Origin of the sequence: Cellulophaga algicola DSM 14237 (genome assembly GCF_000186265.1) — a bacterium.
Classification (GTDB): domain Bacteria; phylum Bacteroidota; class Bacteroidia; order Flavobacteriales; family Flavobacteriaceae; genus Cellulophaga; species Cellulophaga algicola.
Genome location: NC_014934.1, coordinates 1,158,194 through 1,183,549 on the forward strand (window position 1 = coordinate 1,158,194; position 25,356 = coordinate 1,183,549).

Below are 25,356 nucleotides of genomic sequence, written 5' to 3' on the forward strand. Positions count from 1 at the left end.
CACAACCATGTTTAAAAAATCTATTACACTTATTATAATCTGTCTTTCTCTAACATCTTGTTGGAAAGATAAAAGTCCAGAAGATTTAATCCGATTAAAAGAAAAATTTAAGTCGCAAGTATCTTCTTTTGAAAACAAGAAAGAAAATGCAAATAAGATTGTCAATTCTGGTCTAGAGTCCCTCAACTCCTTAAAGAGCGCTTTAGAAGACACTAAAAATGAAGATAAAGAATTTGCTAAGGTTTATGGAGATTGGGAAAAAGTAAACAATCGTGTAGAGAAATTGAATAAAGAATACGAAGATTTAAAAACTAAAGCCGCTAACCTTTTTTCCGCAATGGAAACGCAAACCAATAGCCTAAGCGATGAAGACAGCAAAAAAACGCTATTAAAAGCAATTAATAGCGCAAGAAAAAAATACAATGGTACACTCGAGAATACTTCTAAAGCTATCGAGAAGTTGCGCTTATTGCATGGAGATGCTGTTGAAGTAGTTAAAGCCTTAGAAGTAGCAGCTGCATTAAATTCTTTTGACACTATTAATGATCAAATGAAAAGTATTGAAGGTCGTGTAGACGGCATCATGCAAGAATTAAACGTTGCGGTTGTAGAAAGTAAAAAGCTTTACGAAAAGAAAATTACGGAGTTAGAAGACAAATAAGGAGCGTTAGGAGATGCTACTCGTCTAATTTAACAACAATTTTAAATTCATTGGCAGGGTATTTGCTAAATTTACTATTAGCTAACAACTATATTAACCTATGAAGCAGTTTCTAATTTTTTTATTTTTTGGTTTACTTTTTCAAGTAGGTTTCTCTCAAGAAGGAGTGATTAAGGCACAGCCTTTGAAAATAGAAAGCAAAACTCCTAGTGATTTAAAATTAACTCCCGAAAAGAAGACCAACCTATCTTTGAATATGCCAGACTTATTAGAAAAGCAAGAAGACTACAACATGAAGGATTCTTCAAAGACTACTATTTCTATGTTACCAAATAAAGAGCTGGTCCAAGCTGGAAAAGATTTAAAATTGAATCCGAAATTTGGTGAAAACTCAGGCGAAAGTCAGGGCAAACATTTTCCCAATATGTATTTAGGTGATATTAAAAACAATGGAAAATTTATTGGTATTGTTTGTCGTGATCACGAATATGTAGATGGAGATTTAGTGAGTATCTCTGTAAACGGAGAGGTTGTTGATCCAAAATTATTTCTAACGGGAGCCTTCAAGGGAGTTAATGTAGATCTTAAACAAGGCTTTAACAGAATAGAATTTAAAGCATTAAATGAAGGTTCTTCTAGCCCAAATACCGCACAAATTAATGTGTACGATGATGAAGGTAAATTGCTTTATGCCAATCAATGGAATTTATCTGCGGGCAGCGTAGCTACTTTTATAGTGACCAAGGATTAATACTATTGTAAATGTCCCCCTATAAAAAGTAATATCCCTATACACACCAGCTATCCTTTCTTTATCACTTTTCATAAGTACCGTACCTTTTAACCAATAAGTCTGTTATAACGTTTAGTCACTTAGGTATCACCCTAATTAAACATCTAAAAATTTAATCCAAAAGGCCTACAATAGTGCTTTAGTTCTAAAATAATATGTAGTTTGAGCCGTTTCTAAGAGACAACCACCAATAAAACCGCCAAATGAAGAGTCTCTTTACCACCTTATTATTAAGTAGTTTGTTATTTTCTTGTGTTGATAAAAATCCAGAAGTAGATGAAACAAAATACTTGACGGCACAAAAAGAATACGAAGAAAAGAAAGAAACACTTACCAAAAGCAAAGGCTTGTATTTTAAAGAAAATAGCGCTGCTATTATCGCTAAAATAACCAACCTTCATAAATTAGCAGATTCTACAAACACGTTCAAGGAAGCATCTACTGATTCTACCCTATTTTACCGAAGCTCCGCAATTAACTTTATAAATTTTCCCAACTACATTGTAACAGACAAAAGCAAAAGCGTAAACTATTCTAGTTTTGAATTTAGAGCAAAAGAAAAAAGTAATGTCCCTTCTAAATCTGCAGTTTTTATTGCTAAAGAGAATAATGAATTTGCCAAGCAAAACATAAAAGATGTCTTGGAACATTTATATTCTTGTACCGATACCCCATTAGATATAAGCTGTACCAGTTTAAACGAAGAAGAATTAGAGCAATTTAAAGACATTAGCTTGGCCTTTATTATAGAAGGTTATAGTGTTATGGATCCAAAATTAGATGCTGCTGATAATTTCTCTTCTGGGTTATTTTTTGCATCCATCACAGCCATAGACATAGAAAAAAATTATCCAATCTTAAAATTTAATGTTACTGCTACGAACAGCGATCAAATTGAATATCGTGAGGGCGGGTTCATGAATGAAAGTCCTTCTCAGAAGATTAATGAAGATTACAGAAACAACATCCGAAAGGCGATATTAGCGGCATGTAAAAAACACTTTACAGTTATCAATTATTAATAAAAACACCAGTATAAAAAAAGGACTAAATCTTATAAGATTTAGTCCTTTTTTATTATCCAGTAAACACCTGAAACTTTAATTCTGCGCTACATCAAGTTTTTCTCTATCCATTCCTTTAAATACATAGCACCAATTCATATCCTTTAAAACGACATCATCACCATAGTCTCTGTATTCTTTAAGGAACGAATTCATAATGTCTTCTTTCTTCAGTTCAAAAGAGTTGTAGCGGTAATCAAGATTTTTATTTATTTCTGACTGAATTGAATAGGAATATTGATTACTATCTAAAATATTCATGTATGCACTTGAAAACTCTATGCTATCCTCATCATAAGCAATAACTTTCACTATGATTTCTGCAGGACGGCTATTGGTATCTGAGCATTCAAAAGCTTTAAATTTGTAATAATCTCCGGTTGTCGGATATTTAACCTGCATCTTCTGATCTGCCTGCTCTGCATAGAATCTATTTTCCCATTTGATATCTTTCATTTTTTCATTTCCGAAAAAAGACACTCCAATAAATAGCGCCAAAAAGATAAGAGCAAATGAATACCAAGGCGTTTTTATATCATCTCTTTGTGATAGTAGATGCTGCAATTCAAGCGGCATCTCGTACATATTACTATCGCCTTCTTTTCTAACGACATAGGCTTTACCTATAGGAAAGAATGGAATCCAAAATAAATGAAAATAACGCTGACGTACCTCTAGAGTTATCCTTTGATCACCAGGATTTTCTGGAATACCTAGTTCTCTAGGTGAAAAACTTTTTATTTTAAAATTATTATGTCCGAATACAATCATACTAAAGGCTTGTTGGTTGGTTGTTTTTAAGCGAACGTAAACCAAACTTATTTAGTATTTATTTTCGATGAACACCAAGCTAAGGGCTAAAAATGCGCAAAAACTGAAATACCTACTATTTTAAAAATGTATTAGTTTTATTCTCCCGCTCCGCATAGTCTCCCGACTTTAAGGCTACAGTCTTCAAAATTTTAATTCTTTTTAGTACTTGAAATTACTTTCGCTCTCCCGGCCTATAGGTTTCCTTTGCTCTTTTCAACACATCGTCTTTATAAAAAGCGACGTCTTTAAATTGCATGGCAGCATAGCGTGCTATTTGATCATCAAAATGAGGTGATTTTGGATCTCCACATTGCCCACCAGCCAACATACTTTTTGCCTTCACTTTAGCTCCAAATTCTACAACAGCCACAAAACTATTGCCCCTAGTCCCGTAAATCTTTTTAGTATCATTGGTGTAACTTACGCCATAGGCTGCCAATGCACCCCACCTACCCGATGCAAACCCAATAGGAATACTCGGCAAACTATCATTAAAAGCTTGATGAATAGCCCCATCTAAGCGTTGGTATCTATTTACCTCTCCCCAAGGCATATTCCAAGTACCAAAATCTTCCTCAAGCTTTTCTAGTACTGCCTTAAAAACTCTTAATCGCTCTTCAAATGGCGTATCCGTACCAAAATAATTCAAGCGTTCCATATCACTAAAATCCTTAGGCACCTCAACCATTTTACTATACATGGTTCCGTAATAATGCGCTAAAGTCATGGCTACTGAAGTTTCAGAAGTTTTTAAATCCCAAGATCTCAGTACTTCTATTGGAGCTCCTAATTCTTTGGTTTTATCTGCCTTATCATATGCCTCTACCAAACCTGGAATTAATTTTTCAAATGCTGGTAAATACGGATCGTGTGCCAATTTAATGAGGCTATCTATGGTATACCCACTTCTATCAGTCAATAAATTAATGGCATGAACTCCTCTAAAATTCTCTTGGTCCTTAGACATATAATTAGGATACGCTTCCTTTTTAGGACTGTATGCTAATGCTGCTGTAAATGGGGTAGAGTTACAATTCTGAAACCATCCGTTCTCCGGATTTAAAATCAGAATATTTTCATCTACCGTGTGCAAACCTTGCCAGTCTGTTTTTGGGTTACTACCATCTACCGGTAGCGTATAATCATAAATGGTATCCCGTTTCGGGACAAAATTACCATGGAAATACGCTATATTCCCTTCCGCATCTGCATAGACGGTATTATTGGAGGAGTTGGTTCTTATATCCATCATTTCTCTAAACCCTTTGTATCCTGTCTGTTTGGTACGAATATAAGATTGCTCTAAAGCTTTTACAGGTTCCCACATCATTGCCGAAGCCGTCCACTGGCCATCTACCATATGTGTAATTGGTCCGTGGTGGGTTCTATAACTTGGCACTTTCTTTTCCTTAATACTATCACCCTCTTTATATTTTAGTATAAGTTCACCCACGGTAACGGGTCTCAATTCTTCTCCGTATTGATATACCAACTGGTCATCAACCTCCAGAATAGTTTCTTTAAATTCATCCATGACATCTGTATAGGTAGAGGTATGCATCCAACCTGTTTTTTCATTGAACCCTTGATACACAAAAAACTGACCCCAAGTAACGGCACCATACGCATTTAACCCTTCTTCACTTACTACATGCACTTCACCTCTAAAGAAAAATGAGGTATGTGGGTTGATAAGTAATAAGGCGTTTCCGGAAGCGGTTAACTTCCCAGATATTGCTATCCCGTTAGAACCTTGTGGCTCTGCCATTTCTTCCTCTTTTTTTAATTCTAACTGCTGTAGTTTTGGCAACTCCATTCCGCTTTCATAAAAGGCTTTTATTTTACTGCTGGATATGCGTTCTATATCTCCACCAATAGAACCTTCGCTAAAATACATAGGCATCCACGGATCAAAATGGGTAAGTAACTTTGGCTTTACTTCTGGATGTGTTTCCAAATAATAGTTAACGCCATCAGCAAATGCATCACATAATTTTTTTAACCATTCAGGGCTATTCTTATAATTTTCCTTTGCTTCATCTTCGGTCATAAATAGTTTAGCCCGCAAATCACTATACAAAGCACTTTCCCCCTCTACCTCTGCCAACCTACCTGTTGCCCAAATATAATTCTGCTCTACTCTATTAAAGTCATCCTCGCATTGTGCATATAAAAGTCCGAATACGGCATCGGCATCTGTTTTTCCGTAAATATGCGGCACTCCAAAATCATCTCTAATGATTTCTACATTAGTAACATACTCTACATATTGATCGGGAACCGTAGTAGTTTTTGATTCTGATTGGCAGCTAATTAAAGCGATTACAAAAACCGATAAAAGATAATTTTTCATTAAGGTTGTTTTAGGTTGATACCATGAAATTAAATGACTTGACAATTAAATACTAATTTTCAACTAAAAAAAACTGACTAGAGACTACCAGGTACAATTTCAATCATTTTAAAGTAACTTTGCATTTTATTTATTTATTGTAATTTTCAATTATGGCAGAAAAAAAAGTGAGTATTCTTACCGCATTCAAAACGATTATTTGGCCAAGGAGAAACCTTGTATTTATAGGGCTTTTATTAATTGTCATTAGTAAAGCAGCAAGTTTTGTAGCTCCATTATCACTTAAGTATTTAATGGATGATATTATCCCAAATAAAAACATACACCTTTTAAAATTATTGGTAGCCGCTGTAGCTTTAGCAATTTTAGTACAATCTGTTACTTCATTTTTACTGACTAAAATTTTAAGTGTACAAGCACAGTACCTGATTTCCGAATTACGAGCACAAGTTCAAAAAAAGGTACTTTCATTACCTATTCGGTTTTTTGACAATGCAAAATCTGGAGCTTTAGTCTCTAGAATTATGTCTGATGTTGAAGGAGTTCGTAATTTAATAGGTACAGGATTAGTACAATTAGTGGGTGGATCTATCACAGCTATCGTCGCTTTAATTTTATTACTACAGACGAGTGTTTCTATGACTTTATTCACCTTAGTACCACTAGCTATATTTGCTATTATTGCTTTAAAAGCCTTTAAAGTAATAAGACCAATTTTTAGAAATAGAGGTAAAATAAATGCTGAAGTAACGGGTAGACTAACAGAGACTTTAGGCGGGGTTAGAGTTATTAAAGGATTCAATGCTGAAGAGCAAGAAAGTAAGGTATTTGAAGAAGGTGTTGATAAACTGTTTCAGAATGTAAAAAAGAGTTTAACAGCCACGGCTTTTATGACTAGTTCTAGTACATTTCTATTGGGTATAGCTACTACGGGAATTATGGGAATTGGCGGGTATAAAATAATGATGGATGAACTTACCATAGGTGAATTTTTAACCTTTACTTTTTTATTAGGATTGATGATTGCTCCGATTGTACAAATGAGCAACATTGGAAGTCAGTTAACTGAAGCATTAGCGGGCTTAGACCGTACCGAAGAATTAATGAATATGACTCCCGAGTCTGATGAAGAAAATAGAACGATTGTTTTAGAGGACATAAAAGGAAAAATCGTTTTTAACGATGTTTCTTTTGCTTATGAAGAAGATAAAGATGTACTCCATAATATAAATTTTGAAGTTAATTCTGGTGATGTAGTTGCCTTAGTAGGTAGTTCTGGTTCGGGAAAATCTACTATAGCAGGTTTAGCCGCTACGTTTTTAAATCCGCAATCGGGTATGATTACGATAGACGGTAATGATGTATCTAAAGTAAACCTTAACAGTTACCGAAAAAATCTTGGTGTTGTGCTACAAGATGAGTTTTTGTTTGAAGGCACTATCCGTCAAAATATTTTATTCCCAAGACCAAATGCTTCTGAAGAAGAATTACGTGCTGCGGTAGAAGCTGCCTATGTAAATGAATTTACAGATCGATTTGAAAAAGGGCTAGACACTTTAATCGGGGAACGCGGTGTAAAATTATCTGGTGGCCAACGTCAGAGAATTGCTATCGCTAGAGCCGTTTTAGCAAATCCCAAAATATTAATTTTAGATGAAGCAACGTCTAATTTAGATACGGAAAGTGAAGCCTTAATTCAAAAAAGTTTAGCCACCTTAACCGAAGGGAGAACTACTTTTGTTATTGCCCACAGGTTAAGCACCATTCGCAAAGCCAATCAAATATTGGTCATTGAAAACGGTAGGATTGCAGAGCAAGGAACGCATGACGATTTAATTGCAAAAGAAGGTCGTTACTATAACTTGTTTACGTATCAAGCAAGAATATAAAACATAAAAAAGGCTAGTTTAAAGCGATATCATCACTGTCAACTAGCCTTTTTAAATTTATTCAAACTTTATTTTCAACTCTCAGGAGCCAATTCTAACTCCAGCCCTTCTAAATCATCCGTAAGATGAATTTGACATCCTAGACGGCTGTTATCTTTTACATAGAAAGCTTCTGCTAACATAGCATCCTCATCGTCAGATTTTTCTGGTAAAGCCACATCATTTAGCACATAACATTGACAAGAAGCACACATTGCCATACCTCCACAAACACCAATAGTACCCTCTGGAGCTAATTCGTAAGCACGAACTAATTCCATGACATTCATGTTCATATCTGTTGGTGCATCTACTTCGTGTGCGACCCCTTCTCGATCTATAATTTTAATTTTAATATCGGCCATGGTTACTTCATATTAAAAATTCCCATAGATTTTTAAGTCCAAGGGAATATTACTTTATTTTATTACTACTAATTAAGCTAAATTGATCACTTCTTCTATTTGAGGAGCATACTTTTTAATCGTCATTTCAACACCACTCTTTAAAGTCATCTGATTAACAGTACACCCTATACAAGCGCCTTCTAATCTAACTTTAACTGAAGTATCGTTATCTATAGAAACTAATGAAATATCACCACCATCACTTTGCAAAAAAGGTCGAATTTCTTCCAACGCTTTTTCAACATTTAATCTTAGTTCTTCTGATGTCATAATTATTTCTTTTTAACCGGCGAGCAACCCGCCATAGTCGTTATTTTAATTGCCTCTGTAGGCGGTAGCTCTTCATTTCTGTTTACTACTTCTTGCACAACATTTTTAGTAATCTCTTCAAAAGCTTTCGCTATTGGAGTTCCTTCTTGCATTGCTGCAGGCCTACCAATATCACCCGCTTCTCGTATACTCTGCACTAAAGGAATCTCTCCTAAGAAAGGCACTTTCAAATCTTCAGATAGATGCTTAGCACCTTCTTTTCCAAAGATATAATATTTATTATCCGGAAGTTCTTCTGGTGTAAAATACGCCATATTTTCAACGATACCTAACACAGGAACGTTAATAGAGTCTTGCTGAAACATGGCAACACCTTTACGCGCATCTGCTAAAGCAACTTCTTGCGGAGTACTTACGACTACAGCACCAGTAACTGGCATTGCTTGCATAATACTTAAATGAATATCACCTGTTCCAGGAGGTAAATCTATCAACATAAAATCTATTTCTCCCCAATGTGCATCAAAAATCATTTGATTTAATGCCTTAGACGCCATTGGTCCTCTCCAGATAACTGCTTGATTAGGTTGTGTAAAAAAGCCAATAGAAAGTAACTTAACACCATAACTTTCTACGGGTTTCATTTTAGACTTACCTTCTATAGTTACTGCTAGGGGTTTCTCCATAGCAACATCAAACATAATTGGCATTGATGGCCCGTAAATATCAGCATCTAACAAACCTACTTTAAAGCCCATTTTAGCTAAGGTTACGGCTAAATTTGCTGTCACTGTAGATTTCCCTACACCACCTTTACCGGAGGCTATAGCAATAATATTTTTAATCCCAGGAAGTGGCTTCCCTTTTATTTCGTTAGCCTTTGGTTTACCTGCTGCTGTTGCCGGAGCCTCTACCTTAACGTTAATTTTTATCTTTGCTTTTTCGTAAACCTCTTTGTGTATGATCTTCAAAATTTCTACCTCGGTCTTTTTTCTTGCTTGAAGACTTGGGTTTGCAATGATTACATCTATCTCAACTTCATCACCAAAAATCTGAATATTTTTTACAGCACCACTTTCTACCATGTTTTTACCTTCTCCTGGTACTGTAATTTGTTCTAGAGCTTTAAGAACATCTTTTTTTTCTAATTTCATCTGAGTATTTTACTGCTGTTTATCTGTAAGACGTAATTTTCATGAATTCATTTCAAAAAAAACTTAGAAAAGAACCCTAAAATCACGTATTATCATCCAGTTCTATTAAAACTGATTCTCAGCTACAAAGATACGGTTTAGAAAGGATATTAAGAAAACAAGAAATTGAAATATAACATTGTTAGATAAGATTGGACTATCTGATATTTTCTGCAACTTTTAAACTAATTATAAATCTATTTCTAGTTCTAAAAATGGATCCCAAAAAAGAGCATCAAGATTTTGAATTTGATTTTCTATAACCTCAACACCTTCATTTTCTAAAAGTTGCTGCATTAAGTTTGTTCCATCAAAATGATGCTTTCCTGTTAACAATCCTTTTTTATTAACCACTCTATGCGCCGGTACATCTTCCATATTATGAGAAGCATTCATTGCCCACCCTACCATTCTGGCACTTCTGGCAGCACCTAAATATTTGGCTATTGCTCCGTACGATGTTACGCGACCGTATGGAATTAACTTAGCCACTTCATATACTTTCTGAAAGAAATTCTGATTCTCTTCTTTCATTTTTATTGATTAAAAATTCTGAATAATGTGATGATAAAAAGCAAGCCCATTAATCCACTTAATATATAGTTGGAGTTTCTAGAGAAGGCGTTATTTTTTGTTTCTAATTTAAAAAAATAAATAGTATAAATATAAAGTACCACAAAGGTTCCTGTTCCTGCAGCAAGTACAAAAATTACGATATCCGTGATTTCAAACTTAATCCACCCCGACGCCTTCCACATGGCATTAAGACCACTATAATAAGGAATAGTGAGCAAATTTATTGCCGCTAAGAAAATCCCTTTAAAGAAACTATTTTTCTTACTAACATTGATCGTCTTCTGTTTTTTAACAGTATTCCGCTTTGCAAGAATAAAAAAGTAGACACATAAAAAAGCAAATACGACTAATGCTATTATTAATAAAACAGCGACTACTTCTGGGTGGTTGTGTAGGTATTTTGAAATAAGCACGGCGATATACGCCTGAATCATAATCATGGAAGAAACGCCAAGACTAAATATGATTCCGTTGAGCTTACCCTTCTCTACACTAGTTTTTGCCGCATTCATATTCAATAACCCTGGCGGTACGGTTGCTATAAAGGCAGCCGAAAAGGTCGCAAAAAATAAAAGTAGCAAATGCGCCATTAGTTAATTGACTTTAAATTGAGTAAAAGTAATAGGTTTTCCTTTCTCAAGATACTGATTTTCGTAGAACGTTTGAATTGTCAAGACCTCTTTAGGACTGCCTTCGTTTTTATACACATCATGATTGGCATATATAACTTCAAGTCCTAATCCATGTAAAAGCCCTAAGGTATAGCCGTGCATAAATTCACTATCTGTCTTTAAATTTACAACACCCTTCTCGTCTAATATGTAGTTGTATTTATCTAAAAACAATTTATTGGTAAGCCTATGTTTTGTGCGCTTGTATTTTATTTGTGGATCTGGGAAGGTAATCCAAATTTCAGAAACTTCATTTTCTGCAAAAAGTAAATCAATTAATTCTATTTGCGTTCTTAGAAAAGCCACGTTAGCTAAGCCTTCTTCTTTTGCAGTTTTAGCACCACGCCAGAAACGTGCACCCTTAAGATCTACCCCAATAAAATTTTTATTTTTATCTTGTCTTGCTAATCCAATCGTGTACTCTCCTTTACCGCATCCTAATTCTAAAACAATAGGATTATCATTCTTGAAAAATTCGCTCCATTTTCCTTTCAAATCGCACAAACCCTTCTGAACATCGTCTCTATCAGGTTGAAGAACATTTTCAAATGTATCGTTCTCTCTAAACCTTTTTAACTTGTTTTTACTCCCCACTTTTGTAATATTTATTGAATCGGCAAAACTACTAAAATCTTAGCATTAAGAATGATGCAATATGAGAATATCTAAACAAAAGAATATTTATACTTTTAAGTGGTTTACTTTGGGTTTACTTTTTCAAGCGTAAATGAAAATTCTGACCCTACACCTTGCACACTTTCTACATAAATACGCTCATTATGTGCTTCTATGATATGCTTTACAATAGACAAGCCTAATCCTGACCCACCTTCTTCTCTACTTCCGCTTTTATCAACACGATAAAAACGCTCAAAAAGTCTAGGTATATTCTGTTTTGAAATTCCTTCTCCATTATCCGTCACCCTAACAATCACCTTATTTTTAATAAGATTTTCAACACTTACCTCTGTGGTACCGTTCTCATGACCGTATTTAATGGAGTTTACTAATAAGTTGGTAACTACTTGCTGAATTTTTTCCCTATCCGCATTAACCAAAATAGGTGTCTTGTATTTCATATCAAAAGTGAGCGAGATATTCTTCTTGGCTGCTTTCATTTCTAAAAGATCAAACACATTCTGAATTAACTCTACAATATTAAACTCTCTTAGTTCTACATTTAAATCACCCACTTCTAATTTGGTTATTAAATCTAAATCTTTAACGATATAAATTAAACGGTCTACCCCTTTACTTGCCCGTTGTAGGTATTTTTTACGGAGCACTTTATCATCCGCAGCACCATCTAGCAAGGTAAGTATATAGCCTTGCACCGTAAATAGAGGCGTTTTCAATTCGTGCGAAACATTCCCTATAAAATCGCGACGGTATTCTTCACGAATTTTAAGGGTATCTATTTCTATTTTTTTGTCTTTCGCAAATTTTTCAATTTCAGAAGTTAGCGTACCCATATCTGTAGTTACGGTACGCGATGCCAAACTAGAAGATTCTAATAATGAAACATCATCATAGATTCTTTTGATTCGTTTGTAAATAAATTTTTCTACCCGAAGTTGAATTACAAAAAAACAAACGGTAAATGTAATCAGCATAAACACAATTAGAAGCAACCAGTCTAATTCATCCTTTAACCACAAGAAAGTAGATAAGAATAATGTTATTGCTACCGTAATATAAGTCGCTGAGCGAAATGCAAATTTGTATGATTTTTTAAAGGATATTGCCATTATAACACAAACTTATACCCTACTCCTTTTACGGTTTTAAAATGATCATCTCCTATTTTCTCCCGAAGCTTTCTAATATGAACATCAATAGTTCTTCCGCCAACAACAACTTCATTACCCCACACTTTATCTAAGATAACTTCTCTTTTAAATACTTTGTTAGGTTTAGAGGTAAGTAATGATAACAACTCAAACTCTTTTCTTGGCAGCACTAATTCTTGACCGTCATTCACAATTTTATATTCCTCCCGATTTATGACAATGTTCCCTACTTTCACAATGTCTTCTGCAGCGGCTTCCTCATCTTTTAAACGTCTTAATAAAGCTTTTACTTTACTTACAAATACTTTTGGCTTTATAGGTTTTGTAATATAGTCATCTGCTCCAGCATCAAAACCAGCAACTTGAGAATAATCTTCACTACGTGCTGTTAAGAATGTAATGATCGTTTCTTCTAAACCTGGCGTATTTCTGATAATTTCACATGCCTCTATACCATCCATTTCTGGCATCATAACATCTAGTATGATCAAATGTGGCTGTTTCTTTTTTGCCTTAGCTACCCCTTCCGCTCCATTTTTAGCTGTAAAAACTTCATAGCCTTCTGCGCTTAGGTTGTAACTTAAAATCTCAAGAATATCTGGCTCATCATCTACCAATAATATTCTAATGTCCTTCTTTTTCATTTGATACTTGAATTAAATTCTGGAACTTTCTATGGCATAAATTACATTCTTATCGCTGTATATCAACAACTTGCAATCATTACCCCTAAAGCCTTTTAGTTTGTTAATCGCTCAAAAGTAAAGATAATACAATTACGACTAAAGCACTTAACATTGATTTAATATCGTAACATTAAGTTAACGCTTAAAAAATAAATCTTTAACATAGAGGTAACATCACTTTTACCCTGCCGAACGTTCTTTGCCGCGTAAAAAGACAAAAACAAAATGAAGTATCTATTAGTATCATTATTTTTAATAGTATCCACTTTATCTTACGCACAGGACAAAGGAAGTGTTGTTGGGAAAGTAATTGACAAAGAAGCAAGTGATGAACCCTTGGCGTTTGCCAACGTGTTAATAAAAGGGACAACGAAAGGTACGACTACAGATTTTGACGGATTATACGAAATTGCAAATATTGATCCAGGCACCTATATCGTTGTATTTAGCTATTTAGGGTATGAATCTGTTGAAATCCCGAATGTAGCGATAGAAGCAGGAAAAGCAACCACTATAAATGTTCCTATGGCAGCGAGTGAAGGAATGTCTTTAGACGAAGTGGTTGTAACAACAACTACTAGAAAAGATTCTGAAGCCGCACTTTTATTAGATCAAAAAAGAGCTGTAGAGATAAAAACAGCAATTGGAGCACAAGAATTAGCAAAGAAAGCAGTTTCAGATGCTGCAGATGCAACTACGAAAGTAACAGGGGTAAACAAAAAAGAAGGCTCTAGCAAAATTTATGTTAGAGGTTTAGGTGATCGTTATAACAGTACCACGTTTAACGGACTACCATTACCATCAAATGATCCAGGAGATAAAAATATAGATTTATCACTTTTTGGTACTGATATTATTGAGAACGTAGGGATCTCTAAATCATTTTCATCCAACTTATCTTCTGATGTAGCGGGTGCTAATATTGATATAGTAAGTAGAGAAATGACTACTTCATCTTTATTTAAAGTAGGGATCTCTTCAGGTTATAATTCACAAACCACCTTTAAAGACTTCAAAAATATTGATGGTGCTAATTGGGTGGGCGTAAATACAGATACAAAGCACAACATTAGAGATTTAACAGCATACAGCTTTTCTAACGGTTTTACTCCTGAAACAAATACGGCAAGTCCTAATTTAGGAGTATCCATAAACTACGGAAAGAAATTTCAAGTATCTGACGAAAGTACTATCAGTTTCTTCTTAGTAGGGTCTTTTGACAATAAGTATAGTTTTCAAGATGGTGTTTCAGAAAACGCTATTGATGTTGGAAATACTGGATCACAATTCGACACTAAAACATACAGCTACAATGCCTCTAAAATGTTAATGGGAAATTTAGTGTATAAGATAAATGCAAATCACAAATTAAGTTTTAATCACTTATTTGTTCATTCTAACAACCAAAAAATAGAAGACTTCACGGGGACAACTACTGATATAGGTAGAGGCGAAGACGACAATAGACTTGTAAACTTACTATTACAAACTGAAGTACAAAATAGACTTTTTGTAAATCAACTTTTGTCTAACCATAAGTTTGGAGAAACTATTGACGTTAACGCATCTCTTGGATACAGCTCTATATATAATGACGAACCAGACCGAAGAAAAAACACCTTCATTATAGATAATGATGATAACACCACTAGAATTTCGCAAAATGCAGTAAGAGACAATAGTCGTTTTTACGGAAATTTATTTGAAAATGATTATTCTGCAAACGTAAACGCTGTAAAGTATTTAGGGGAGCGCTTTGAAAATAAAGGAAAAGTAACCTTAGGATACAACGGAAGAATTACAGACCGAAAATTTGATGGTATCTATTTTGACCATAACTTTTCTTCTCCAAGAACTGCTTTTGTTGACCTTGATAATCTTGACAATACTTTCAACCAAGAAAACCTTTCCAATGGTGTTTTTGGTATTGAAACCTCTAGAGGTAGAAATAATAACGATGCAGAAACGTATTTACCACAATTATATGATGCTGATAAAAAAGTACATGCAGCCTATATTGATGCTATTTACAACGTAACAGACAAATTCACTGCTAACGTAGGTATTAGAGCGGAAGATATTAAAATGAACGTAACTTGGAACACGAACATAAGCTTCCCTGGTTTTTCAAATAATAGCAGCATTGATTTAGATAAGCAGTATATTTTACCTTCTTTGAATTTGAAGTATGCTTTGAATGATAAAATAAACTTAAGAGCTTCTGGTAGTTTGTCATATACGTATCCTCAATTTAAAGAAATTGCTCCTTTTGCTTACGAAGGTATCAATTATCAAGAATCTGGTAATCCTGGACTTTTACCTTCCGATAACTACAATGCTGAAATTAAATTTGAATTGTTTCCTAAATCAAATGAGCTATTTGCTGTTGGCGTTTTTGGAAAATTAATTCAAAACTCAATTAACAGACTTGAAAGAAACTCTTCCATAGAAAGAGACTTTACTTTTGACAACGCTGGTGATGCTTCTGTATTTGGAATAGAAGTAGAAACAAAATTAGATCTTTTTAATAGTGAATCTGACAATTTTAAAAGAAACAACATAAGTGTTGGCGCAAATGCTACCTTTATGAAAACTAAATTAGAATACAACGCGAATAATACTTCATTTAATTATACCGGTAGTAGTTCTGAATTAGAAGGCGCCTCACCTTTTACTGTAAATGCAGATGTTTCTTATAAATTTGATTTTGAAGAAAAAGAAACTATTGCCTCTCTAGTTTTCAATTATCAAAGTGACAAAGTATACAGTATAGGTACAAACTTCCAAGAAAATATTATTGAAAAAGCAGTTCCAATTTTAGATTTAGTGCTTAGCCACAAGTTTAATAAAACTATTGGATTAAAATTAAATGCTAAAAACATCTTAAATCCTAGCTTTGAACGCTACAGAGATATTCCTGAAAAAATTACAATGAATTCGTATAAGAATGGCGTTGGTATATCTGCTGGATTATCGTTAAACTTCTAATAAAAAAACCTCCTATACCAAGGAGGTTTTTTTATGCCTATTTGTAATTAATTAGCAATAAACATAAGCTTAACATTAGAAAACGTTACTTAACACAATACTAATATTTAGGTAATCCTATAGTTAAGATGTTGTCTTTAATTTGTGTGAAACAAAAAACGTAAACAAAAACTAAAATGAAAACTTTAAAAACTTTAATTTTCGCTGCATGCGCTGCAACTGTAATGTCTTGTTCTTCTGATGATGACAATAGAGAAATAACAGCACCTGAAGAAAGTAACGGAGAAATTACAGGGAGTGAACTAGTTGGAGAAATAACTGAAGATAGTAAATTATTGGCTTCAATTGAATATACCATCACAGGCTCATTAACTGTAAAAGAAGGCGCTACATTAACGATAGAGCCTGGAACCGTTATTAAAGCAAAAAGTGGTAGAACTGATGTATTTTTAGCTGTGGAAAGAGGCGCTAAGCTTATGGCACAGGGAACTGCAACAAACCCTATTACATTTACTTCTGATGCCGCTTCTCCAAAAGCTGGTGATTGGGGTGGAATTGTTTTAGCAGGAAAAGCACCTTCAAATAAAGGGACTGATGTACAGTCTGAAGTTGCAGGATTATTTTACGGAGGTACTACCAATGATGACAATTCTGGAGAATTAACTTATGTAATTGCAGAGTATACTGGCGCAAAAATTAATGGAGAATCAGAATTTAATGGCATCTCTTTCTTTGGTGTTGGTAGCGGAACTATTGTAAACAATATCGTAGTAAATAACGGTAATGATGATGGTATCGAGTTTTTTGGAGGTACTGTTAATGTAACAAATGTATTCTGTTCTAATATTGCTGATGATATGTTTGATTGGACAGAAGGTTATACAGGTACAATCGACAACGCTTTTGGAGTTCGTAATGATGGTTTTGATGTTGCTTCAGAAGACCCAAGAGGTATTGAAGGAGATAGTAACGGAAGTGACGCTACAGCAACCCCTATTTCTATGCCTACATTAAATAATGTAACAATATTAAACCTAAACCCTGGTGTAGCACTTAAAGCTGGAGCAGAAATTAGAAGAGGTACCGTTGCTACTATAAACAATTTACTTTTTGCCACTTACGGATCTGCATCTTTCGAAAACAGAATAGATACTGCTGATGACAAAGGAGATGGTACTGTTACTCTTACTGATGCTTACGCTCAAGGTAACGTTGGTGAAGATAAAATTGGAGGAGACATTAATGGCGCTATTACAGTTATTGAAGACGGGATTACAGTAACCGCAGACAATACAGTAACTGGCAAGGCTGGTATCGGAGCAGATCTAACAGCTTTTGATTGGGCTAGCCCATCATTCGTAGTTATAAAATAATACCACCGAACAAAATACAGTACTTAAAAGCCTCGCAATTGCGAGGCTTTTTTTTTACATCATATATTCTATGAAATTTAAAAAATGCACCTTTAATCTACTATATTTCAAACATACAGCACCATTTATCGAAAATTTTTGATTTAAATTTAACAATTCGTTTCTACACTTATAATTTTACTATCTTCGTGGTATACTATTTGTTACCGGTATAATATGAAACAACTCTACTTTGTAATCTTCCTATGTATTGCAACTCTTGGTTATAGCCAGGACAAGCCTACTACTGGTGATATTGAAGGGTTTAAATTATACCCTAATCCTGTAACTAACGGAAAAATCTACATCAATACCCTATTAAATGCTCCTAAAAAAGTATTAATTTTTGATGTCCTTGGTACTAAGGTCATGGAATCTACCATTATCGGTACCGAATTAAATCTTTCTGATATAGATGCCGGCATCTATGTAATTCGTGTTTACGAAAAAGACAAAATGGTAACACGAAAACTTATCGTAAAGTAGATCACATTTCACCCCATTTTTGATTACAACTGAGTAATTATCCTACAAATATAATTAAAGAGGCCTACACACTCGTATACCTAAAAGACTCATTTACAAAGTAAAAACCTCATAAAAAGAGAAAAAAGTCTGTTTACCTACAATATTCTGTGTTTCACAACATTTAGTACTGCTCCCTATACTCTTTTACTAAATTTACATCAGATATCCCAATCAAATCACACATGAAAAAAATCTACTTAATCCTACTTATGGTTTTTACATTCTCTCTTTCAGGACAAGAGCTCGTAGAAAACCGTGCAAATAATACCGAAATAACTGGCTTCAAATTATATCCTAACCCTACTTTTAATGATGTGGTTTACATTACCACAAAAGACAACCTAAAGAAGAATATTCAAGTATATGATTTATTAGGAGAATTAGTGTTACAAGTAAACAGTCACTATAAAGAATTAAATATCTCTAAACTAGATGCAGGAGTTTACATTGTGCAAGTAACAGAGAATAACAAAACCACCTCTAGAAAGCTAGTCGTGAAATAACCCAAACCAAACTATTATAATTAAAACTCTTTTTCTATCATTGAAAAAGAGTTTTAATTTTTTAGACCAATGAGTATGATTACTTTTGTGGTCGTATTATTTAGTTATGGACGCTTCTTCTATTTTTACTATTCAATCACCATCAGATTTTAATTCCGTAGCCCTACAGGTCTACCGTCATCAATATACCCATAACCTTGTGTATCAAGAATTTTGTAACTACCTGAAGAAAACACCTAGCAACGTTTCTAAAGTCGTCGCTATTCCTTTTTTACCTATTGAATTTTTTAAATCCAAAAAAGTAGTCGCTACTACTAAAAAACCCGAGATACTTTTTACCAGTAGCGGAACCACAGGAACAATGACGAGTACACATTATGTAACAGATGTTTCTATCTACGAAGAAAGTTACCTAAAGGCGTTTACTCATTTTTATGGTGCTGTTACAGATTATTGTGTTTTAGCCTTATTACCTTCTTATTTAGAACGCCAAGGTTCGTCATTAATCTATATGGCCGATGATTTAATTAAAAGAAGTAAGCACCCAGAAAGCGGATTTTATTTAGACACCCTTGATCTTTTAGTCCAGAAATTAAAAGAGTTAGACCAATCAAATACCAAAATTCTTCTCATCGGAGTTTCTTTCGCCCTTTTAGATATTGTAGAAAACTACACTCTTAAGCTAAAAAATGTAATTATCATGGAAACCGGCGGAATGAAAGGCCGAAGAAAAGAAATGATTAGAGAAGAACTACATGACACACTAAAAGAGGGCTTTGGGGTGCAGAAGATACATTCTGAATATGGCATGACCGAACTGTTATCACAAGCATACTCTAAAGGCGATGGTATCTTTGAAACTCCACCTTGGATGGATGTGATCATTAGAGACCCAGAAGATGCCCTGAGTTACCAAAGTACAGGAAAAACTGGCGGCGTTAATGTTATAGATTTGGCCAATATAAATTCCTGCTCCTTTATTGCGACACAAGATTTAGGTAAAAAATATGATGATGATACGTTCGAGGTATTAGGCCGTTTTGACCATTCTGATATTCGAGGCTGTAATTTATTAGTTTTTTAAAAACACAATAAATATTTAAATAAAAACCTTGACAATTATAAATTACCAAGGTTTCAATATTTCAAACAAAAATATAAGTTCTACAATCCCAATATTTTTGCATCAACAGCAAAAACAGAATGCACGTCAATTTTATGATCTTGACTTATAGCCTCATCAGTTACGGTACTCATACGAAGTGTAAAAGAGTCTTTCTTAATATATTCTTGCAAATCAGAATCTGCTAGATCTAATTCTAAAACTGATGCTGTTGCATCAACCTCTGTTTTAGAGGCGATTAAAATCTCATCTAAATCATCAGCATTAATATAAACTTCAATAGATTCTAAAAAACTAAAATCGGCGGTTTCAGGAGACGTAATTGTTAATGTAATTTCTTTCAGGATTATTTCTTCAATTAAATCCTTACGTGTGTCATTTACTTCAAATTCAGATTCTGAATTTGTTTCCATATCTGGAGTAGACACATTAAAAGGCAAATCTATTATTGTTGAAGATTCAATGGTTACTTGACTATCATAATCAATGTCAAATTTGGTTAATTCATCTAACTTATCACAGCTAGTTATTACCAAGATCAATATAAAAAACTTAAAAAAAGTACGCATTTACTTACAAAATTAACGATTACTCTATACTAACGTGTTTATAATTTATTTATTGACTTTAATTTAAAAAAAATTAAACAACGACTACTACAAAATAATTTTTCTTTCCTCGCTGTAGAAGAACAAACTTATCGTTGATTAAATCTTCTTTTGTAATTATGTAGTCTTCTTTAACCTTCTCTTTATTTACCGAGATAGAGTTTTGTTTCAGCTCTCTTCTAGCTTCCCCATTAGACCCTAAAAAATTAGTCTTCGCGGCTAAAGCTCCAATCATATCTAAACCTTCCTCAACATCTGCCATAGCTACCTCTGCTTGAGGAACACCTTCAAAAATGTCTAAGAATGTTTTTTCATTTAATTTCTTTAAACTTGCGGCTGTAGATTTTCCAAAAAGAATTCCACTTGCCTCAACAGCGTTATCAAGTTCTTCTTGTGAGTGTACCATTACGGTAATCTCATCTGCTAAACGCTTTTGAAGTACACGTAAATGGGGCGCTTCTTTATGCTCCGCTACTAAAGCTTCTATTTCCTCTTTACCGATAAAGGTGAATATTTTAATATACTTTTCTGCATCCTCATCAGAGGTATTTAACCAATATTGGTAAAATTTGTAAGGTGATGTACGTTCTGCATCTAGCCAAACATTACCCCCTTCAGTCTTTCCAAACTTAGTACCATCTGCTTTTGTAATTAATGGACAGGTAAGTGCATAACCCTTACCACCACCCATACGTCTTATAAGTTCTGTTCCTGTGGTTATATTACCCCACTGGTCACTACCTCCCATTTGTAAGGTGCAATTGTGTTCTTTAAAAAGATGTAAAAAATCATACCCTTGAACAAGTTGGTAGGTAAACTCTGTAAAAGACATTCCTTCTTTTGCTTCTGAAGAAAGACGCTTTTTTACAGAATCTTTTGCCATCATATAATTTACAGTAATATGCTTCCCCACATCACGGATAAATTCTAAGAATGAAAAGTCTTTCATCCAATCGTAATTATTGACAAGAATAGCCGCATTATCTGCTGCACCGCTAAAATCTAAAAAACGAGAAAGCTGTGCTTTCAAAGCATCCTGATTATGGCGTAAGGTTTTTTCATCTAAAAGGTTACGTTCTGTAGATTTCCCAGAAGGATCTCCAATCATTCCCGTAGCACCACCAATAAGCGCATACGGTTTATGGCCTGCTAATTGAAAGTGACGCAACATCATCACCCCTACTAAATGCCCTATATGCAACGAATCTGCCGTAGGATCTATACCAACATAAGCCGATTGCATTTCATTCATTAAATGCTCTTCTGTTCCTGGCATGGCATCATGTAACATGCCTCTCCATTGTAATTCTGCTACAAAATTGGTTTTCATTAGTGTACTATTTTTTAATGTAGCTGCAAATATAAAAGAATGTAGAGTTTTAGCCTCCGTAAAAATTGATTAAATGATTTACAATTCCGTATTTTTAAACCATGATTTTAGTCACAGGCGGTACAGGTTTAGTTGGGTCACATCTTTTGTTTGAATTAACCAAAACAAATACTGTGGTACGAGCTATTCACAGAGAACATAGCGACTTAAAACAGGTAGAAAAAATATTTTCTTACTACACGAGAAATTCTCAAGAACAATTCAATAAAATAGAATGGGTACTTGCAGACCTCAATGATGTTCCTGCCATAGACATCGCTTTTGAAAACATAACACATGTGTATCATTGTGCGGCTTTAATTTCTTTTGACCCTAGAAATTATGACAAACTATTTAAAATAAATTGCGAAGGCACTGCTAATATTGTAAACATTAGCTTAGCAAAGAAGGTCAAAAAACTGGCTTACATAAGTTCTATTGCTACTATTGGTCAAGAAATTAATTCTGATACTGTCAACGAAGACTCCGATTGGAATGCAAAAGATGCCAATGTGTATGCACTCACTAAACACGATGCAGAAATAGAGGTTTGGCGCGGCTCTCAAGAAGGCCTACCTAGCATAATACTGAACCCTGGCGTTATACTAGGCCCTGGGTTTTGGGATTCTGGAAGCGGTACTATATTTAAAACCGCAGCAAAAGGATATGCATATTACCCTCCTAGTGGCACAGGTTTTATTGGTGTAACAGATGTTGTAAACCTATTGATCTTAGGAATGAATTCTGAGATAAATAAAGAACGCTATATTGCTATTGCAGAAAACAACACCTATAAAGAAATTTTATGCCATATTTCTAAGAAACTAGACCTAAGACCCCCAAATAAAGAATTAAAAAAATGGCAGCTGAGCTTTTTATGGCGACTAGATTGGCTTGCTAGCTTCTTCTCTAATAAGGAACGAAAATTAACGAAGAACAGCACAAAATCGCTCCAAGAGCAAAAACAATATGACAATCAAAAGATAAAAACTGCTTTTAGCTACACCTTTGAACCTATAGATAAGGTACTAGATTTTTGTACAGAACATTTTAAAAAGGAAACTTCTTAATTCACTTTTGGCTTCAGAGGTTTCTCTACCGTTATACTATCAAGCTTTTTAGGCTTACGTATACGCTCAATACTATCTAAGGTTCGTTGCTCCTTTTTAGCATCTTCTACAACTTTAAGATCTCCTTTTAATTTAGCTTCTACACCTTCATAAATCTCATCATACACCTCTGGGTTCGAAGCATAATAAACATCGCTTTCTACAAACTGAAGGCTATCTATACCATGTTTGGTATAAATATATTTCATGGCTTCTATATCATTTTTTTTTAGAACATCTACACTCGTATTTTTTGCAGCGGTAACTAAAGCTAAATCGTACAAAATTACCGACATCTTGTCTTTTGTAATAAGGTTTTCTGGCGGCTTAATTAATTCCTCTTTGCAAGAAGAAACCATCAAAATTAAAGCAACTAAAATAACAAGTCTATGCATAATTTATCTATTGAATGTAAGACGTTTAGCATTGCGTTTCTTAGAAAAATTTCCGTTTTCATAAGCTAAATGTCCGTTTACAAAAGTATGCGATATATTTGACTGAAAGGTACTTCCTTCAAAAGGAGACCAACCACATTTATAGGCAATATTTGCTTTAGAAACCGTCCAAGAATCTTTTAAATCTACCAAAACTAAATCTGCATAATACCCCTCACGCACATAACCTCTGCGATCTATTTCAAATAAAATAGCTGGGTTATGACACATTTTCTCTACAATCTTCTCTAAACTTATTTTACCTTGATGGTACTTCTCTAACATAGCTGGCAATGCATGCTGAACCAACGGCCCGCCTGACGGTGCTTTAGTATACACATTATCTTTCTCCTCCATAGTATGCGGCGCATGATCTGTTGCTAAAACATCAATACGGTCATCTAAAAAAGCATCCCATAATTGATCTCTATCTTCTGCGGATTTTACTGCAGGATTCCATTTAATTAAACTACCCTTAGTTTTATAATCTTCATCAGAAAACCATAAATGATGCAAACACACCTCGGCAGTAATTTTCTTTTCTTTTAAAGGAATATCATTCCTAAAAAGTGAAGTCTCTATTCCTGTAGACAAATGAAACACATGAAATCTTGCTCCTGTTTGTTTGGCTAGGGCTATTGCTTTAGATGATGACAGATAACAAGCTTCTGCACTTCGTATTAAAGGATGGTATTCCATAGGGATATTATCTCCATACTGCTCCTTGTATTTGGCCAGATTATTTTTTATGGTGGTTTCATCTTCACAATGTGCCGAGATCACCATTTCTGTATTTCTGAATATTTTTTCTATGACCTCCTCATTATCTACTAACATATTACCAGTAGACGATCCTAAGAATAATTTTACCCCAGAACAGGCATTTCTATCTAATTTTTTAAGTTCCTCTAGATTATCATTGGTCCCCCCAAATAAGAATGAATAATTAGCATACGAGCTATTAGCGCCCATCGCAAATTTTTCTTCTAATTTATCTATAGTTGTTGTTTGTGGGTTGGTATTTGGCTGCTCCATGAAGGTTGTAATCCCTCCTGCAACAGCTGCCCTACTTTCACTAGCTATATCTCCCTTATGGGTTAATCCTGGTTCTCTAAAATGAACTTGATCATCAATAATTCCGGGAAAAATATATTTTCCAGAGGCATCAATAACCGTAGCTGTAGCATCTGAAATATCAGTAGCAATCTTTTGAATAATATCGTCTTGAATAAGAATATCTGCTACTTCTAGCTTATTTTCATTGACGATAGTAGCATTCTTTATTAAAAACTTACTCATGATTTAAATTTATTTTTTCTAAAAAAGCTCATCCATTTCATTTTGATTACGCCAAAAATAGCTTCTCGAACTATAGAAGAATTCATTTTTGATTTTCCCAATACACGATCGGTAAAAATAATAGGCACTTCTACAATCTTAAATTTGTTTAAATGCGCTCTAAATTTCATTTCTATTTGAAAAGCATAGCCTACAAAATGAATCGCAGATAAATCTATATTTTCTAAAACTCTTCTTTTATAACAAATAAAGCCCGCTGTAGGATCATGAACTCGCATTCCTGTAATAATTTTTACATAGAATGATGCTCCATAAGACAACAATACACGATGTAGAGGCCAGTTAACAACATTAACACCTTTAATATATCTAGATCCTACTGCCAGATCTGCCCCATCTACGCAAGCTTGATAAAGGCGCGTAAGATCGGCCGGGGTATGTGAAAAATCAGCATCCATTTCAAAAATAAATTCATAATGGTTTGCTAATGCCCATCTAAAGCCATGAATATAAGCCGTGCCTAAACCTGCTTTTTCTTTTCTAACTTCTAAAAATAGTTTTCCTGGAAAGGCTTTTTGTAGCTCCATAACCTTACTCGCAGTTCCATCTGGTGAATTATCATCAACAATTAACACATGAAACTCCTTCTCCAAATCAAAAACAGCTTTAATTATAGCTTCTATGTTTTCAATTTCGTTAAAAGTTGGAATAATTACAAGACTATCGATCATAAAAAAAAATCTATTCTTGCAAAAATAGTTTTTTTATACTGGTAACG

Annotated in this window: 25 protein-coding genes; 10 read left to right on the forward strand and 15 right to left on the reverse strand. The window is 34.3% G+C overall.

Going from position 1 to position 25,356, the window contains the following annotated elements:
* Positions 1-7 precede the first annotated feature (7 nt).
* The 3 genes from CELAL_RS04945 (at position 8) to CELAL_RS04955 (ending at position 2,476) form a co-directional block, all read left to right on the forward strand.
* Complete coding sequence (locus CELAL_RS04945) at positions 8-661, forward strand: hypothetical protein (RefSeq protein WP_013549813.1); 654 nt, start codon at positions 8-10, stop codon at positions 659-661.
* A gap of 100 nt (positions 662-761) precedes the next feature.
* Entirely contained in the window at positions 762-1,412 is a 651-nt protein-coding gene (locus CELAL_RS04950; RefSeq protein ID WP_013549814.1) for a carbohydrate-binding protein, read from the forward strand.
* Between the two features lie 245 nt (positions 1,413-1,657).
* Positions 1,658-2,476 (forward strand): hypothetical protein, encoded by an 819-nt coding sequence (locus tag CELAL_RS04955; protein WP_013549815.1) that lies wholly within the window; start codon positions 1,658-1,660, stop codon positions 2,474-2,476.
* A gap of 78 nt (positions 2,477-2,554) precedes the next feature.
* On the opposite strand, the gene CELAL_RS04960 is transcribed toward CELAL_RS04955, so the two are convergent.
* Both CELAL_RS04960 and CELAL_RS04965 read right to left on the reverse strand, forming a co-directional pair.
* Positions 2,555-3,334, reverse strand: a complete 780-nt coding sequence (locus tag CELAL_RS04960) for a hypothetical protein (protein WP_013549816.1) — start codon at positions 3,332-3,334, stop codon at positions 2,555-2,557.
* Positions 3,335-3,503: 169 nt separating this feature from the next.
* Positions 3,504-5,684 carry an acylase gene (locus CELAL_RS04965; RefSeq protein ID WP_013549817.1) on the reverse strand — a complete coding sequence of 727 codons (2,181 nt, stop codon included), beginning with the start codon at positions 5,682-5,684 and terminating at the stop codon, positions 3,504-3,506.
* Positions 5,685-5,836: 152 nt separating this feature from the next.
* Between CELAL_RS04965 and CELAL_RS04970 the strand changes: the two genes are divergently transcribed.
* The gene (locus CELAL_RS04970; protein WP_013549818.1) at positions 5,837-7,573 is read left to right on the forward strand and encodes an ABC transporter ATP-binding protein; all 1,737 of its coding nucleotides are present in this window, start codon (positions 5,837-5,839) and stop codon (positions 7,571-7,573) included.
* 74 nt (positions 7,574-7,647) lie between these two features.
* Here the strand turns inward: CELAL_RS04970 and CELAL_RS04975 are convergent, their stop codons facing one another.
* From CELAL_RS04975 to CELAL_RS05010, 8 genes are all read right to left on the reverse strand, one after another.
* Positions 7,648-7,977, reverse strand: a complete 330-nt coding sequence (locus CELAL_RS04975) for a 2Fe-2S iron-sulfur cluster-binding protein (RefSeq protein ID WP_013549819.1) — start codon at positions 7,975-7,977, stop codon at positions 7,648-7,650.
* Between the two features lie 72 nt (positions 7,978-8,049).
* Positions 8,050-8,289: a NifU family protein gene (locus CELAL_RS04980; RefSeq protein ID WP_013549820.1), complete on the reverse strand. Its 240-nt coding sequence runs from the start codon at positions 8,287-8,289 to the stop codon at positions 8,050-8,052.
* Between the two features lie 2 nt (positions 8,290-8,291).
* Positions 8,292-9,443: an Mrp/NBP35 family ATP-binding protein gene (locus CELAL_RS04985; RefSeq protein ID WP_013549821.1), complete on the reverse strand. Its 1,152-nt coding sequence runs from the start codon at positions 9,441-9,443 to the stop codon at positions 8,292-8,294.
* A gap of 228 nt (positions 9,444-9,671) precedes the next feature.
* The gene (locus CELAL_RS04990; protein WP_013549822.1) at positions 9,672-10,016 is read right to left on the reverse strand and encodes an MGMT family protein; all 345 of its coding nucleotides are present in this window, start codon (positions 10,014-10,016) and stop codon (positions 9,672-9,674) included.
* A 2-nt stretch (positions 10,017-10,018) separates the two neighbouring features.
* On the reverse strand, positions 10,019-10,648 hold the full coding sequence (locus CELAL_RS04995) for a LysE family transporter (RefSeq protein ID WP_013549823.1): 630 nt from the start codon (positions 10,646-10,648) through the stop codon (positions 10,019-10,021).
* Between the two features lie 3 nt (positions 10,649-10,651).
* A complete protein-coding gene (gene trmB / locus CELAL_RS05000; RefSeq protein WP_013549824.1) occupies positions 10,652-11,323 on the reverse strand; it encodes a tRNA (guanosine(46)-N7)-methyltransferase TrmB in 672 nt (223 codons plus the stop codon).
* A 104-nt stretch (positions 11,324-11,427) separates the two neighbouring features.
* A complete protein-coding gene (locus CELAL_RS05005) occupies positions 11,428-12,477 on the reverse strand; it encodes a sensor histidine kinase (RefSeq protein WP_013549825.1) in 1,050 nt (349 codons plus the stop codon).
* The gene (locus CELAL_RS05010; protein ID WP_013549826.1) at positions 12,477-13,163 is read right to left on the reverse strand and encodes a response regulator transcription factor; all 687 of its coding nucleotides are present in this window, start codon (positions 13,161-13,163) and stop codon (positions 12,477-12,479) included. The genes CELAL_RS05005 and CELAL_RS05010 overlap by 1 nt, the downstream gene beginning before the upstream one ends.
* A gap of 267 nt (positions 13,164-13,430) precedes the next feature.
* On the opposite strand from CELAL_RS05010, the gene CELAL_RS05015 reads away from it, so the two are divergent.
* The 5 genes from CELAL_RS05015 to CELAL_RS05035 all read left to right on the forward strand — a co-directional run bounded on the left by CELAL_RS05015 (position 13,431) and on the right by CELAL_RS05035 (position 19,720).
* Positions 13,431-16,193, forward strand: a complete 2,763-nt coding sequence (locus tag CELAL_RS05015) for a TonB-dependent receptor (protein WP_013549827.1) — start codon at positions 13,431-13,433, stop codon at positions 16,191-16,193.
* A 176-nt stretch (positions 16,194-16,369) separates the two neighbouring features.
* The gene (locus CELAL_RS05020) at positions 16,370-17,566 is read left to right on the forward strand and encodes a hypothetical protein (RefSeq protein ID WP_013549828.1); all 1,197 of its coding nucleotides are present in this window, start codon (positions 16,370-16,372) and stop codon (positions 17,564-17,566) included.
* A 216-nt stretch (positions 17,567-17,782) separates the two neighbouring features.
* A complete protein-coding gene (locus CELAL_RS05025) occupies positions 17,783-18,091 on the forward strand; it encodes a T9SS type A sorting domain-containing protein (protein WP_013549829.1) in 309 nt (102 codons plus the stop codon).
* A 224-nt stretch (positions 18,092-18,315) separates the two neighbouring features.
* Entirely contained in the window at positions 18,316-18,636 is a 321-nt protein-coding gene (locus CELAL_RS05030) for a T9SS type A sorting domain-containing protein (protein WP_013549830.1), read from the forward strand.
* Between the two features lie 106 nt (positions 18,637-18,742).
* Positions 18,743-19,720 carry a LuxE/PaaK family acyltransferase gene (locus tag CELAL_RS05035; protein WP_013549831.1) on the forward strand — a complete coding sequence of 326 codons (978 nt, stop codon included), beginning with the start codon at positions 18,743-18,745 and terminating at the stop codon, positions 19,718-19,720.
* 80 nt (positions 19,721-19,800) lie between these two features.
* Here CELAL_RS05035 and CELAL_RS05040 read toward each other — a convergent pair whose 3' ends face one another.
* Positions 19,801-20,301 carry a hypothetical protein gene (locus CELAL_RS05040; RefSeq protein ID WP_240927753.1) on the reverse strand — a complete coding sequence of 167 codons (501 nt, stop codon included), beginning with the start codon at positions 20,299-20,301 and terminating at the stop codon, positions 19,801-19,803.
* Between the two features lie 100 nt (positions 20,302-20,401).
* Positions 20,402-21,697: a tyrosine--tRNA ligase gene (gene tyrS / locus CELAL_RS05045; RefSeq protein ID WP_013549833.1), complete on the reverse strand. Its 1,296-nt coding sequence runs from the start codon at positions 21,695-21,697 to the stop codon at positions 20,402-20,404.
* 101 nt (positions 21,698-21,798) lie between these two features.
* Here tyrS and CELAL_RS05050 point away from each other — a divergent pair, with 101 nt between their 5' ends.
* Complete coding sequence (locus tag CELAL_RS05050; protein ID WP_013549834.1) at positions 21,799-22,806, forward strand: NAD-dependent epimerase/dehydratase family protein; 1,008 nt, start codon at positions 21,799-21,801, stop codon at positions 22,804-22,806.
* On the opposite strand, the gene CELAL_RS05055 is transcribed toward CELAL_RS05050, so the two are convergent.
* The 3 genes from CELAL_RS05055 to CELAL_RS05065 are packed head-to-tail and all read right to left on the reverse strand — an operon-like array spanning position 22,803 to position 25,309.
* Positions 22,803-23,240, reverse strand: a complete 438-nt coding sequence (locus tag CELAL_RS05055; RefSeq protein ID WP_013549835.1) for a DUF4296 domain-containing protein — start codon at positions 23,238-23,240, stop codon at positions 22,803-22,805. The genes CELAL_RS05050 and CELAL_RS05055 overlap by 4 nt on opposite strands.
* Before the next feature lie 3 nt (positions 23,241-23,243).
* Positions 23,244-24,578: a dihydroorotase gene (locus tag CELAL_RS05060; protein ID WP_013549836.1), complete on the reverse strand. Its 1,335-nt coding sequence runs from the start codon at positions 24,576-24,578 to the stop codon at positions 23,244-23,246.
* Entirely contained in the window at positions 24,575-25,309 is a 735-nt protein-coding gene (locus CELAL_RS05065; RefSeq protein WP_013549837.1) for a polyprenol monophosphomannose synthase, read from the reverse strand. Before CELAL_RS05065 ends, CELAL_RS05060 begins: the two co-directional genes overlap by 4 nt.
* Positions 25,310-25,356: the final 47 nt, after the last annotated feature.